Here is a 13343-nt window from a genome sequence, read left to right as displayed (position 1 = left end):
GACATCGTGGAACTCGGACTGGTGGTCTCGACGCTCGGCCGCGTCGAGCCGCTGCGACGCCTCCTCGACTCGCTGTCGGGGCGGCTCGCGCAGGGCGACGAGCTCGTCGTCGTCGCGCAGCGCAACCTCGCCGAGGTCGAGGCGATGGTGGCCGGGTTCGACGCGGGATCGGGTCGCGCGATCGTGACGACGAGCGAGCCCGGCGCCGCGCGCGGGCGCAACCACGGCGTGGCGCGGCTGCAGGGCGTCGACCCGCTGCTGGTGTTCCCCAATGACACGACGTGGTTCCCGGCGGGCACGCTCGAGGCGCTGCGGGCGCTGCCGGATGCCACGCGGCTGGCGGCGATGACCGTCGTCGACGAGCACGGACCGAAGTTCGCGCTGCCGGCGGCGGGCACGCCGTTCGATCGGTGGAACGCGTGGAGCGTCATCGAGATGGGGCTGCTCGTCCGGCGGAGCCTGTTCGACGCCGTCGGCGGCTTCGACCCCGACCTCGGCACCGGAGCCCCGTCGCCGTGGCAGGCGGGCGAGGCGACCGACCTGCTGCTGCGGATCGCCGACCGGGCTCCATGGGCGACGGCGGAGATCGAATGGCTGCCCGCGTCGGTGCGCGTCGGCGGCGTCGCCGACGCGCACGGACTCGCCGCCCCCGAGCGCCGCCGGAAGCTCCGGGCCTACGGACGCGGCCTCGGTCGCGTCGTCACGCGCTGGAGCTACCCGTGGCCGTGGCGGGTGGCGTTCGTCGGCGGCGGTCTCGTGTTCGGGCTCCGCCACGGGGCCGACTACGCCGTGGCCGACGGGTGGTGGGTCTTCCTCGGCCGGCTCGAGGGCGCGGTCGGGCGCACCTTCGGCGGTGCCGCGGCGGTCGAGGCGGTGCGCCGATGAGCCTCGAGTCCCCCGCGCCGATGCGACTGCGCCGCGCGACCATGAGCGCCATCACGCTGCTCGGCGGCGTGTCGCTCGCCGTGATCCCGGCGGCGACCGTCTCGATCGCCTCGCGCCTCTTCACGACGGCCGAGCAGGGCGTGATCGCGGTGGCGGTCACCGTCGCGACCTTCGCCGGGCAGCTCGCCTTCGCCGTCATCGTGGAGTCGCGGCTCAGCTCGGCCGGCACGGAACGACGCGTGGTCTTCCCGCTCTGGCTCGCCGCGGCATCCGTCGTCGCCGGCATCGCCGTCATCGCCACCGGACCGAACGTCGTCTCGCTCTGCATCGGGCTGCCCGTGCTCGTCGCCGCGCTCGAGGTCGGCCGCGGCGTCTCGGTCGCCGAGCGGCTCGATCGCCGGGAGATCTGGGCATCGATCCTCGTCGGCGTCGGAGCGCTCGCCGGCGTGCTCGCCGGGTTCGCCGGCCAGGCCTGGGCGCTCGCTCCGCTGGTCGCGGGCATCGTCGCGGCGACCGTCGTGCGCTGCCTGCCGGTCGAGCACCGGGCGAGCCGTCCCGAGCCCCGCGTGATGGGCTGGGTGATCGCCGACACCGCGATCACCGGGTCGGTGTCCCCGCTGCTCAACTCGATGATCCTCGCGTTCCTCGGCCCGAACGAGGCCGTGCTGTTCGCGGCGATCTCGACCGTGTCGGGCCTGCTCGCGATCCCGCTGAACTTCATGCGACTGCGACTGCTGAAGGAGCACTCCGGACTCGACATCGCGGTGTCCGGCGCCGCGGTCGTCGCGGCGGTCGCGGCGCTGCTGGTCGCCGAGTGGCTCGGGTTCTTCGGCCTCCTCTTCGGCGAGGCGTGGACGACCTCGGCGACGCTCCTGCCGCTCCTCGTCGCGTGCGCCTGGCGGGCGGCGTCCCTCGCGACCACGATCCCGTTCGCCGCGCTCCGCCGCCGCGGCGAGGTGCGGCTCGTCACCGGACTGCGCGCCCTCGTCTCGGCGATCACCTTCGGGCTGGCCGCCCTGGCGCTCGCCACCGGGTCGCTCGCCGCGGTCTTCGCGGGGCTGCTCGTCGCCGAGCTCGTCTCGGCGGTGATCTACGAGGCGGCGAGGCGTCGCCGGGTCGCGGTGGAGCGGGCCGGGGCGGAAGGCGTGACGGATGCCGCGGGGCGGGCGGCCACGGACGGTGCGACGGCGGTGCGGCACGCCGGCGACCGACCCCATGATGGTGCGCCGTCGTGACCCGGATCCTCGTCGACCTCCTCTTCCACACCGGCCGCAAGGGCGGCATGGAGTCCTACGTCCGGCAGCTCTACCCACGGCTCGGGGCGCTGGCGCCCGAGCTCGAGCTGATCGGGCTCGCCTCGACCGAACTCGCCGCCACCGGCGCACCGTGGTTCCCCGGCCGGCTCGTGCCGTCGGGGATCTCGGGTGAGAACCGCGTGGCGTGGGCGCGAGGCGAACTCCTCGAGGTCTCCCGACGTGCCGCACGCGTCGGCGCGGACCTCGTCCATGCTCCCGCCAATCTCGGGCCGGTCCGGACCCGGGTGCCCATGGTCCTGACGATCCACGACCTGCTGCCCTTCCGGCACCCGGAGTACGTGCCCGGCCCGTACGCACCGGTGCTGCGCGGCATGATCCGCGGCGCCGCGCGCGCCGCGCGGCGGGTGCTCACCGTGAGCGAATCGTCGGCGGACGATGCGACGACGCTCCTCGGCGTGGACCCGGGCCGCATCGACGTGGTCCCGCTCGCGGGCGGTTCCGCGGCCGCGCCGGCCGACGCGGATCGATCGAGCGACCTGGTCCTCGCCATCGGCAATCGCATGCCGCACAAGAACTTCGCAGCACTGCTCGAGGCGATCGCGCTCATCCCCGCCGATCGACGCCCGCGCGTGGTGGTGACCGGCAGCCACGACGACGACCCGCTGGCGCCCGAGGTGCGTCGGCTCGGCCTCGCCGACCGGGTCCGACTCGAAGGCTGGGTTGCGCCCGACGAGCTCGAACGGCTCTACGCGGAGGCGGCGCTCTTCGTCTTCCCGACCCGGTTCGAGGGCTTCGGGCTGCCGCTCGTCGAGGCCATGTCGCGCGGGGTCCCGGTCGTGGCATCCGACCTCCCGGTGCTTCGCGAGGTGGGCGGCGTCGCCGCCCGATGGATCGACCCGGACGACCACGACGTGCTCGCCCGCACGATCGAGTCGCTGCTGTCGGATCCGGAGGAGCGCGAGCGGATGTCACGGGCCGGTCGCGCACGCGCGGCGCAGTTCTCGTGGGAGCGCACCGCGCACGGCACGCTGGAGTCGTTCGAGCGAGCGCTGGCCGGCTGAGGGGCGGAGGCCGTGACCTCGGCGCGTCGCCGTCGCGGCAGCGCCGGACCTCGTCAGCGCCGTGCGCGCTCCGTCCGTCGGAGGAGGTCGTCCACGGAGACCGCGAGGTTCCGGGCCGCGCGCTCGCGCGTGAACCACTCGGCCGTCGATCGACGCAGCGCGTCGCCGCCCTCGACCGCCGCGCGGATCGCGGCGCCGAGCACCTCGGCCGAGGCATCCGTCGCCACCACCCCGTTGACCCCGGGTTCGACGAGATCGACCGAGGCGTTGTCCTCGGCGGCGACGACCACCGAGGGCACGCCGAGCGCCGCCGCCTCCGCGACGACGAGCCCGAACCCCTCTCGGGCGGAGGGATTCACGAGAGCGGCGGCACCAGAGACGACCGCGTCGAGGTCGTCGTCGCCGAGGCGGCCGAGGAAGTGCACCGAGTCGGCGACGCCGACCGCGTCCGCCGCGGCGCGCACCCGCTCGGTCTCCGGGCCGGTGCCGACCACACGCGCCTCCAGCCCGGGAATCGCGCGACGCGCGACGGCGAGCGCCGGCGGCAGGGCCTCGAGGCGCTTGTCGGCGATGTGACGGCCGACGAAGACGACGTACGGCGCGGCGTCCTCCGCTCCGCCGGGCGCACGGTCCGACGCCGCCCCCGCCGATCCCCGCTCTCGAGGCGGCCCTGCGAGGTCGAGCAGACCGAGGACGATCGGGTCGGCCCCGGGCAGCGCCGCCTGCAGGCGCGTGCGCGTGAAGCCGCTGTTGACGAGGCGGATGTCGCCGACGCGGACGGCCGCCCACTGGAGCACCGCTGCGATCGTCCCCGTCACCGCGCCCGCGTACGCCCGCCACTTCCGACCGGTCCACACCTCGAGCCAGTCGACGGCGATCACGACCGGCCGGCCGAACAGGGCGGCGCGCACGGCGAAGACGTTGAGCACCGGAAGCGCTGCGACGACCACCAGGTCGACGTCGCGCCGGTGCCGCAGGAAGTGTCGGAACAGGCCGAACGCGAACGCCAGCGCGCTCCGCGTCGTTCGCACTCCCGCCGCGTCGTGGATCTCGCCGCGCCAGACGGACACGAGATCGAACGGCACCGCAGGCGGCGCCGACGGCGGCCACTGCGCGCGTGTCACGTAGGTGACGTGCTCGCCGCGCGCGACGAACTCCTCGGCCATGCGTCGGTAGACCCGCTCACCTCCACCGGTGTTCACCGGGAAGATGCAGTCGTACGCGATCGCGACCCGCAGCGCGCTCATGCGGCATCCGGCCGACCGGCGGGCACCGGCACGGGCTCGACCGCACCGATCGCCCCCGCGGCCCGGACGCCGAGGCGGCCGATGAAGACCCCCCACCCGACCGAGACGATGGCGTACAGGCCCACCAGCAGCATCCAGCCGCCGGGCGGCTGCCACTCGGGCGCGAGCACCATCTCGGTGATCCGGTCGTCGAGACCGACCACGTAGCGGTACATGACGAACAGGAACGCGTACGCGCCGAACGCCGAGAGCAGGATCGCGCCGAGCCACGTGTACCGCACCGACATCGCCGCGACCCGCGCGGCGTGGGGCGACGAGAGGAGCCAGCCGACGAGGATGAGCGCACCGAGGTACAGGAAGAGCCCGTACCGGCCCTGCCAGATGATCCCCGTCTGCCCGACCGACCGTGCCTGGACGAACACGGGAACGAGCACGCACGCGGCGATCGCGACCGCGATCACCACCGCCGAGCGCCGGTCGGCCGAACCGACGGCGAGGAACACGATCGCAGCGGCGACCGCGACCACCGCCCACAGCGACCAGGCGGGGAGGATCGCGTCGAGCCATCCGAACTCGCCGATCGACTGCTGCAGCAGCTCGTCGGTGAGGCGCAGCATGTAGACGACGCCCTCGGCGAAGCCCGCGCCGACGAGCGGTGCGTCGCCCTCGCGCGCCTGGCTCGAGAGGCTTCCGCCGACGAACGTCCAGGCCAGCGAGAAGAACCCGAACACGGCGATGACGCTCAGCCAGACGTAGCTGCGCGCCGTCGTGAAGAGTCGTCGCACCGGCGCCCAGCCGACGGTGAGCGCGGCGAGCCCGACGATGACGACGAGCCAGAGCGGCCCGAGCGCGCGTGCCGTGACGAGCGCCGTGGATGCCGCGGCGGTGACGATCCACAGCCAGGTCCGCGTGGAATGCACGGCCTCGCCGTCGTCGCCGTGCGCCTCGAAGAGGCGGAGCACCGCCATCCAGAGCGCGACGGATGCCGCGATCTCGAGTCCGTTCGGATTGACCGAGCCCATGAGGTACACGCAGAGCGGCAGTCCCGCGAACGAGAGCGCGAGCGGCATCCAGCGTCGACGCGGGCTCGCCAGGGCCATCTGGAAGGCGGCGCCGACGAAGAGCGCGCCGATGAGCGCGCTCACGATGCGCATCGCGATGAGCCCGGCCTCGCCGCCGAGGAACAGCGACGGCCATCCGACGAGCGCGTAGTAGACGGGGTTGTACGCCCCGGTCCACGTGTTGAACCAGTCCTGACCGCTCTCGTCGCCGAGAGCCACCCCGCAGTCCGCGGATCGGTTCTCGTCGCCGACGTAGCAGAGGATCCTCGGGTCGTACCGGAAGTCGTCGGGGAGCTGCACGACGAGGTGCATGACGCCCTCGACCTCCTCGCCGATGAGCTGCCCGTGCGCCTGCGCGATCGCCTTGGTGGCGTGCGCGTTCTCGTCGGGCGAGGAGAACGCGGGGGATGCGAAGGCCCAGAGGATGCCGAGGAGGGCCGTCAGCGCGAAGCCGATGAGCCCGGCCCGGTTCGCTGCGGAGCGAACGCGTCGTCCGTCCGGTCGTGCGGTCTCGTCCACGAGTCCCTCATCACCCCACGATGTCGATCATCTCTCGTTCAAGATACGGGGTGAGCGTCCTGGCCCACGTGGATGTGATGTGCCGCGAGTCGCGGTAGACCAGGACATTCCCGATCACCGGGGAGCAGACCGCGTCGGTGCAGTACAACTCGGTGAGGTCGATCACCGTCGCGTTGGGGACGAGCTCGGCAGCCTCGGCCTGCCCGTCGAAGTGCTCGAGCGCCTCGGCGCGCGGTCGCGAGCAGAGTTCGCCCGCCCGCAGCCCGTGCTCGGCCACGCACTCGATCGTCCCCGACGTCATGCCCGGATTGTCCCTGATCGCGATGATCGGCACCTCCGGCAACGACGACCATGCCTCGACCAGCCCGTCGACGGTGGCGGATTCGACCGTCTCGCCCGGAGGCGGGACGACGATGTTGTCCCCCGATGAGTGGGTGACGACGAGGGCGTCGGGCGGGTCGGCGAGGATCCGATCGGCGACCGACTCGCGCCACTGCAGGCATCCGTTCCGATGGCGCTCCGAGATCGCCGCCTGCTCCGCCGTGGTGAGATAGCACCCCGCCGTGCCTGCGACGTCGATGCGCCAGCCCTGCGCCTCCCCGATCGCGCGATACGCCGCGATCAGCTGGTTGTTGTGCGAGTCGCCGACCGCGAGCAGGCGCTTGGTGTAGCCCGCGGGTTCGGCCACCGTGCACATCATCGGCTCGCGGGGATTCGCCATTCCCCAGCATTCGGGCCGGTTGTCGTCGTCCTGATCGGCGATCGTCGGATCCGGGACGAGCAGGCCCGCGAGGTCCGGGTTCTCGCACGGCTGCAGGTCGGGGTCCACCGCGGCCGCGCCGAGGCAGTCGGGAGGATCCGCGACGACGGCGGAGATGAGCTGCGTCCGTCGCTGATCGCGGTCCTCGAGGACGACGAGGTTCGTCACGCACAGCGCCACGACTCCCGCCATGCCGAGTGCACTCCACGCCGCGACGGTCGCCGAGCGCCGCCGGCCGCCGAGGAGCCGCGGTGAGAATCGGACCGGCTCTTCGATGAAGCGGGTCGAGGCCCAGGCGAGGCCGAGCGATGCGACCAGGATGAGGACCTTGTCGGTCGTGGACAGGGGCGCACCCGTTGCATACGGGACGAGCACGATGAGCGGCCAGTGCCAGAGGTAGACCGCGTAGGAGATGTGACCGAGCGTCGCGACCGGCCACCAGCTCCCTGCACGCGCGACGACCGACTCGCGCCCCGCCCACAGGACCAGGATCGCGCCGAGGACCGGAACGGCGGCCAGGAATCCCGGGAACGGGGTGTCGGACGCGAACAGGATGCATGACAGCGCGATGAGCGCGATGCCGATCAACGGAAGGAACTGCCGTGCCCGGCGCCCCGCTTCCAGCGTGACGAACGCGAGGAGGGCGCCGGCGCCGAACTCCCAGCCACGGGTGAAGGTGGAGAAGTACGCGACCGTCGGGTCAGCAGCGGTGAGCGCGATGGAGTATGCGAGCGATGCGACGGTGAGCACTGCGAGGACCACCCCGATCGCCCGCCGCAGCCGCGCCGAGGGACCTCGTATCGCGAGGACGACGACGACCAGCAGGATCGGAAGGATGATGTAGAACTGCTCCTCGACGGAGAGCGTCCAGAAGTGCTGGGTGGGCGACGGAGCATTGTCCGAAGCGTGGTAGTCGACGGAGTCGGCGGCGAGCACCCAGTTCTCGGCGTACAGCGCGGACGCGACCACCTCGCCGAGGAACTGCCGCCAGCGCACCTCCGGGACGAAGGCCACGACCGCGATCGCGATCACCGCGAGCACGGTCAGTGCCGCCGGCAGCAGCCGTTTCGCCCGCCTCGCCCAGAATCTGCCGACGTGGACCGTGCCGGTCTGACCGATCTCGCGCAGAAGGTGGGACGTGATGAGGAAGCCGCTGATGACGAAGAAGACGTCGACCCCGACATAGCCTCCCGGAAGCCGCAGCGGCCACAGGTGGAACAGCAGCACGGAGCCGACGGCGACGGCCCGTAGGGCCTGGATGTCGGGACGCAGCTCACCGCGGGGTCGTCCGACGACCACGGCCGCTGCTCCTGACCGAGGGGCGGTCGAGGTCACTGGCACAGTGTAGCCAGTTCAGCGGGACGGGCCGAACGGCGCCCTCATCAGGGAACGGTCACGCTCCGGCATCCGGCCGAGATGGTCGAGCCCGGCGCGACCGCGTCGAGGACGTAGACGCAGATCGAGTGCGCCCCCGGCGCCAGCCCGGTCAGTTCGGCGCGGTACGCGTGGTCATCGCCGATTCCCGGGAACGTGGCGCTCAATCCCGGCTTCGGAAGGTCGGCCGTCACCGCCGTCCTCCCGACGCCGTCGACGTAGACGTGCACTCGAACGGGATCGATCGTGTCCGGATCGAACGCCCAACCCCGGACGAACGCCTGCCCGTCCACCGGTCCGCCCGCTGCCTCGTCGATGAGTCCGACCGGGGATCCACCGGGCATCGCGACATCCGTGCAACCGATGGCCGCAGTGCGACCGCCGCCCACGTTGAGTGCGTAGGCGCAGACGCGATGCGTCCCGGGGGCGACTCCGACGATGCGGGCCGAGAAGCCGTGATTCGTCCCGTAGCCGGTCGCGACCGCTTCGTCGCGTTCGAGGTCTGCGGCGACGGAGGCCGCGCCGGCGCCGTCGATGTAGACGTGCACGCGGATCGGGTCCACGGTGTCCGGGTCGTACGCCCATCCGGACACCTCGACGATGCCGATGCCCGGGCTGCCGGCACTCTCGATCGCGCCCCGCGGTGATCCGGTCGGCATCGACACCGTTCGGCAGCCGAGACGCGTGTTCGAACCGGAACCGACATCGATGGCGTAGATGCAGACGGCGTGCTCGCCCGGGCCCATCCCCGCGATCGTCGTCGCGAAGCCGTGGGCGTCCCCGAAGTCGGGTTCGGCCGAATCCAGTCCTTCCTTCACCCGGTCCGCGGAGATCGACGCGCGCCCCACGCCGTCGACGTACACGTGCACTCGGATCGGACTGGTGGTGTCCGGATCGATCGCCCACCCGCGAACGTTGATCTCGCCAGGCGCGGAGGACACCTCATCGATGATGCCGAACGGCGAACCGGGCGGATGCACGAGCACCCGCACGCAGCGAAGCAGCCGATTGGATCCCTCTCCGACGTTGATCCCCCACGCGCAGACCGTCCTCACACCCGGGTCGATGCCGCGGAGCCTGACGGCGAATCCGTCGTCGCGACCGTCGGAGGTCGCCTGGTCCGCGGTCAACGACGCCGCGCCGACGCCGTCCACGTAGACGTGCACGCGGATCGGCGAGGTCGTGTTCGGATCGGATGCGGTGCCCGCGACGTCGACCGCCCGATATCCGCCTGCGACGCGCGACACATCGCCGGACGGCGAGACCTCCCCCTTGGTCGAGCCGAACCAGTCCGTGAACAGCCTCCAGAAGTTCCGGTTGCCGTAGCTCGAGCACGAGTCCCCCGTGCCGTACAACTTCGCCAGGGCCGCGGCGTTGGGCGTGTAGGGGGTGTACAGGTAGAGGCCGGCCGTCGCCTGGTTCTTGATGTACACCGTCTTCGTGCCGCACGACGCGTTCGGATGGTAGAGGATCGTGTTGCTGCGACCGGCCTCGTAGGCTCTCCCCGAGGGGGCCGCGGCATAGCGCTTGAACTGCAGCGCCGCTGCGTAGACCTGGTTGAACAACCCGTAGTACGCGCTGTCGCAGTCGGCGGTGTCGGGGCATCCGTATCCCGTCGCGCTGCGATACTGCCGTTCCGTCGGCGAGGAATCGGTGACCAGACTCTGCTCCTTCTCGAGGAGCACGATCAGGGACCTCGGATTGATGCCGCACGCCCGCGCGACGTCGTAGATGATCTGGGCGGCACGCTGGCCCGTCTTGCCGGAGTACGCTGCGCACCGGCCGGACTCCCCCGGCTTGCTGCCCGTGTTGGTCACGTAGTCCTTCAAGCACGCCGGCCCGGTCGTGGCGGAGCACGCCGGAACGCGCGCGTTCAGGAACGATTGGATCGCGGACACGCTCATCGTGGACGAGTCGTAGAAGACCTGGTCGCTGATGATCATCCCCGGATCGAAGTCGGCGGGGTCCGCGGCGGACGCGGACTGGACCGGGCCGACGCCGAGGCCGGCGGTTCCGATCGAGAGCAGCACTGCGGTGATCACGATCAGGGCGGCGCGTCGCATCACGGGACCTCGACCTTCGCTTCGGCGGAACGTTGCGCCCCGTAGGCGAGCACGATGGTCCACTCGCCGGGGCCGAGCTCGTCGGAGGGGACGTACACCGTCCCGCAGTCCAGGCTGGACGGTCCGGGTTCGGGCGTCGTCTCACGCGTCAGCTCGACGCCGTCATGGGCGAACCGGAACACGCACACCGTGTTCGCATCGACCGTCCCGCCGACCAGGCCCGAGACGATGAGCTCGGAGGACGGCTCGTTCCACGTCGCCTGGGTGAGGACGGGCGCGGGCGCGGACGGCGCGTCGGTCGGGTCGGGGGTGCCCGTCGCCGTCGTCGCGGCAGGCGTGGGCGGAGTCTCGGTCGGCGACGGCGTCGTGCAGGCGCTCACGCCGAGCACGAGAGTGCCGATGAGGGGAATCGTCCAGCCATGCACGGGCACGTCCACCCTCCCCCTGAGAACCAACGACGACCGTCATGCTACGCAGAGGAGGCGTTCGGACGCCCGATCCCGACGGCGGGTCCGCACATGCGACGGCATCGGCGCGAGGATCGAGTCCGTCGGGGCGGGTGTTCGTGGATACTTGTCTGGGTCTCACCGCACCCCAGACAGATCAGGAGCACGATGTCCGCCACGTCGACCGCCGCGCCGCCGCGCACACCGATCGGAGGACGGATCCGCGACGCACTGGGCTCGCGATGGACACTGTGGGGCACCGTCGCACTCGCCTTCGTCAGCGCGATGGCGATCGCGCTGAGCGCCGACTACTTCCTGCTCTACGACGAGTTCTACCACGTCGGGATCATCCGGCTCATGGCCGAGCAGGGCACGCCGTTCCTGACGGACACGGACGCGGTCCGCGGCCTGGGGGACGTCGAACGGTACGGGTCCTACCTGTACCACTTCGTGATGAGCTGGCCGTACGCGGTCGCCAGCTCGCTCGGCTGGAGCGAGTACGCGACCATCCTGCTGCTCCGGGTGCTCACCGTGCTCATGGCGGTCGGGTCCATCCCCGTGTTCGCTGCAGCACTCCGTCGGATCGGCGTCGGACCGGCGACGGCCAACACCGCGATGCTCGCATTCTCCAGCCTTCCCGTGCTCTCGTTCATCGCCGCGACCGTCAACTACGATGCGATGCTCCTCCTCGCGAGCGCGACCTTCAGCCTCCTGATCGCTCGCGCCGCCACGGAGCGGCCGCTCCGGCTCACCACCGTGGTCCTGCTCATCGCGGTGGGCGGATTGGGGTCCCTGACGAAGTACACCTTCCTCCCCGTCTTCGTGAGCGGCATCGCCGGGCTTGTGATCCTGCTGCTGATCCGGGGGCGCGCGGCGGGGTGGTCGTCGGTCATCGAACGTCCCCGCTCCGACCTGCTCCGCTCCGCGGGCTTCTGGGCGGCGCTGGCCGTCGCGGTCGTCGCCGTCGGCCTGTTCATCGAGCGCTACGTCGGCAACCTGCTCGCATTCGGAAACCCGTCCCCGGACTGCGCGACGGTCCACGACGCCGAATACTGCGAGGACTACGGACCGTGGCGGCGCAATGAGGAACTGGACGCGAACCACCCCGACTCGCCGATCAGACCGGGTTCGATGTGGGTGTTCTTCGCGCGCTCGTGGGCGAACATCATCTTCAGCACGCTCGACGTCGTCGGAGGCGAGACCTCGCAGGGCATCCGCACGGCGGGCGACCTGAGCACATACGGGTGGTTCGCACTCGTCGGCACCGTCATCGCACTGTTCCTGATCGTGCTGCTCCTGCCGAGGATCCTGCGCAACGGCGCGGCAGTGATCCTGGCGGCGACCGCCACCACCTACCTGTTCGCGCTCTTCTGGCTGAACTACGGGGACTTCCGCTCCTTCGGCATCCCGATCGGCATCCAGTCCCGATACGTCCTGCAGTTCGTCCCTCTGCTGCTCGCAGCCGCGGGGGTCGGACTGAGCCGGACGCTCTCCGCGCTCCAGCGGCATCCGCTGCCTTGGAAGATCGGGTCCGTCGTCGTGATCATCCTCGCCGGACTCCAAGGCGGGTGGGCGCTCAGCTACCTCGTGTCGTACCAACCGACGTGGTTCCACCCGGAGAGCCCGATCGGGGCGATCCTCCCCGCGCTGCAGCGGGTCGCCGGGCTCGTCGTCCTCACCGGATGACGTCGGCCATAATTGACTGTTCCCCACCCAGACAGAGAGCCCCATGAAGGTATTCGTCCAGATCCCCTGCCTGAACGAGGAGGAGACCCTCCCCGCAGTGCTGAAGTCCATCCCCCGCGAGATCCCCGGCGTCGACGAGGTCGAGATCCTCGTGATCGACGACGGGTCCACTGATCGGACGGTGGAGGTCGCGAAGGAGCTCGGAGTCACCCACTTCGTCCGTCACGCCCGCAACATGGGGCTGGCGCGGTCGTTCGCCGACGGGGTCGACTACGCGCTGCTGCACGGCGCCGACATCGTGGTCAACACCGACGGCGACAACCAGTACCCCCAGGAGCGGATCTCCGACCTGGTCCAGCCCATCATCGAGCGCCGGGCCGAGGTGGTGGTCGCCGACCGCCAGACGCAGAAGGTCGAGCACTTCTCGCGGTTCAAGAAGGTCATGCAGCGCTTCGGGAGCTGGGTCGTGAACAAGGCCGCCGGCACGGACCTCCCGGATGCGGCGAGCGGCTTCCGGGCGTACTCCAAGGAGTCGTTGATCCGGCTGAACGTCGTCACGAGGTTCAGCTACACGATGGAGACGATCATCCAGGCCGGCTACAAGCGCCTCGCGATCACGAGCGTCCCGATCGAGACCAACCCGAAGACCCGCGAGTCGCGACTCTTCAAGAACATCTGGCAGCACATGGCGCTGTCGGGCTCCGCGATCGTCCGGGCCTACCTGATGTACCGCCCGTACATCGTGTTCGCCACGCTCGGCGCCATCCTCGCGGTCCTCGCACTCATCCCGTTCGTCCGGTACCTGACGCTGCTCGCACTCGAGGTCCAGGGCGACCACATCCAGTCGCTCCTCATCGGCGCCATCCTCGCGACCGGCGCCCTGCTCTCGTTCGCGCTCGGAGTCATCGCCGACCTGACGAGGATCAATCGGTCCCTCAGCGAGGATTCGCTCGACCTCCTCAAGCGGCAACGGTACGGTCGCTAG

At 71.0% G+C, this 13343-nt stretch carries 10 protein-coding genes; 5 read left to right on the top strand and 5 right to left on the bottom strand.

The annotated features are described in order from the left end of the window. The first annotated feature begins 6 nt into the window (after nucleotides 1–6). The 3 genes from ACULK2_RS06285 to ACULK2_RS06275 are packed head-to-tail and all read left to right on the top strand — an operon-like array spanning nucleotide 7 to nucleotide 3202. Nucleotides 7–885, top strand: a complete 879-nt coding sequence (locus tag ACULK2_RS06285) for a glycosyltransferase family 2 protein (protein ID WP_445969380.1) — start codon at nucleotides 7–9, stop codon at nucleotides 883–885. Beyond that, nucleotides 882–2120: a hypothetical protein gene (locus ACULK2_RS06280; RefSeq protein ID WP_445969381.1), complete on the top strand. Its 1239-nt coding sequence runs from the start codon at nucleotides 882–884 to the stop codon at nucleotides 2118–2120. The genes ACULK2_RS06285 and ACULK2_RS06280 overlap by 4 nt, the downstream gene beginning before the upstream one ends. Continuing rightward, complete coding sequence (locus tag ACULK2_RS06275; protein WP_445969382.1) at nucleotides 2117–3202, top strand: glycosyltransferase family 4 protein; 1086 nt, start codon at nucleotides 2117–2119, stop codon at nucleotides 3200–3202. Before ACULK2_RS06280 ends, ACULK2_RS06275 begins: the two co-directional genes overlap by 4 nt. Nucleotides 3203–3255: 53 nt before the next feature. Here ACULK2_RS06275 and ACULK2_RS06270 read toward each other — a convergent pair whose 3' ends face one another. The 5 genes from ACULK2_RS06270 to ACULK2_RS06250 are packed head-to-tail and all read right to left on the bottom strand — an operon-like array spanning nucleotide 3256 to nucleotide 10657. Further along, nucleotides 3256–4449, bottom strand: coding sequence for a glycosyltransferase family 4 protein (locus ACULK2_RS06270; protein ID WP_445969383.1), 1194 nt, complete (start codon nucleotides 4447–4449; stop codon nucleotides 3256–3258). After that, nucleotides 4446–6029, bottom strand: a complete 1584-nt coding sequence (locus ACULK2_RS06265) for a DUF2142 domain-containing protein (protein WP_445969384.1) — start codon at nucleotides 6027–6029, stop codon at nucleotides 4446–4448. Before ACULK2_RS06265 ends, ACULK2_RS06270 begins: the two co-directional genes overlap by 4 nt. Nucleotides 6030–6039: 10 nt before the next feature. Then, complete coding sequence (locus ACULK2_RS06260) at nucleotides 6040–8124, bottom strand: acyltransferase family protein (protein WP_445969385.1); 2085 nt, start codon at nucleotides 8122–8124, stop codon at nucleotides 6040–6042. Nucleotides 8125–8171: 47 nt separating this feature from the next. Next, complete coding sequence (locus tag ACULK2_RS06255) at nucleotides 8172–10226, bottom strand: LasA N-terminal domain-containing protein (protein WP_445969386.1); 2055 nt, start codon at nucleotides 10224–10226, stop codon at nucleotides 8172–8174. Then, a complete protein-coding gene (locus tag ACULK2_RS06250) occupies nucleotides 10226–10657 on the bottom strand; it encodes a hypothetical protein (protein WP_445969387.1) in 432 nt (143 codons plus the stop codon). Before ACULK2_RS06250 ends, ACULK2_RS06255 begins: the two co-directional genes overlap by 1 nt. Nucleotides 10658–10840: 183 nt before the next feature. Between ACULK2_RS06250 and ACULK2_RS06245 the strand changes: the two genes are divergently transcribed. Continuing rightward, complete coding sequence (locus ACULK2_RS06245) at nucleotides 10841–12358, top strand: hypothetical protein (RefSeq protein WP_445969388.1); 1518 nt, start codon at nucleotides 10841–10843, stop codon at nucleotides 12356–12358. 43 nt (nucleotides 12359–12401) lie between these two features. Then, nucleotides 12402–13343 (top strand): glycosyltransferase, encoded by a 942-nt coding sequence (locus ACULK2_RS06240; protein WP_445969389.1) that lies wholly within the window; start codon nucleotides 12402–12404, stop codon nucleotides 13341–13343.

This window comes from Agromyces molybdatiresistens (genome assembly GCF_052748445.2).
The sequence above is the reverse complement of the archived record's forward strand: the minus strand, read 5'-3'. Positions and strand labels throughout refer to the sequence as shown.

Bases quoted from the DNA above. Each gene is read 5' to 3' on its own strand.
- ACULK2_RS06280 (WP_445969381.1), top strand. From the start codon at position 882: ATGAGCCTCGAGTCCCCCGCGCCGATGCGACTGCGCCGCGCGACCATG.
- ACULK2_RS06270 (WP_445969383.1), bottom strand. From the start codon at position 4,449: ATGAGCGCGCTGCGGGTCGCGATCGCGTACGACTGCATCTTCCCGGTG.
- ACULK2_RS06255 (WP_445969386.1), bottom strand. From the start codon at position 10,226: ATGCGACGCGCCGCCCTGATCGTGATCACCGCAGTGCTGCTCTCGATC.
- ACULK2_RS06245 (WP_445969388.1), top strand. From the start codon at position 10,841: ATGTCCGCCACGTCGACCGCCGCGCCGCCGCGCACACCGATCGGAGGA.
- ACULK2_RS06240 (WP_445969389.1), top strand. From the start codon at position 12,402: ATGAAGGTATTCGTCCAGATCCCCTGCCTGAACGAGGAGGAGACCCTC.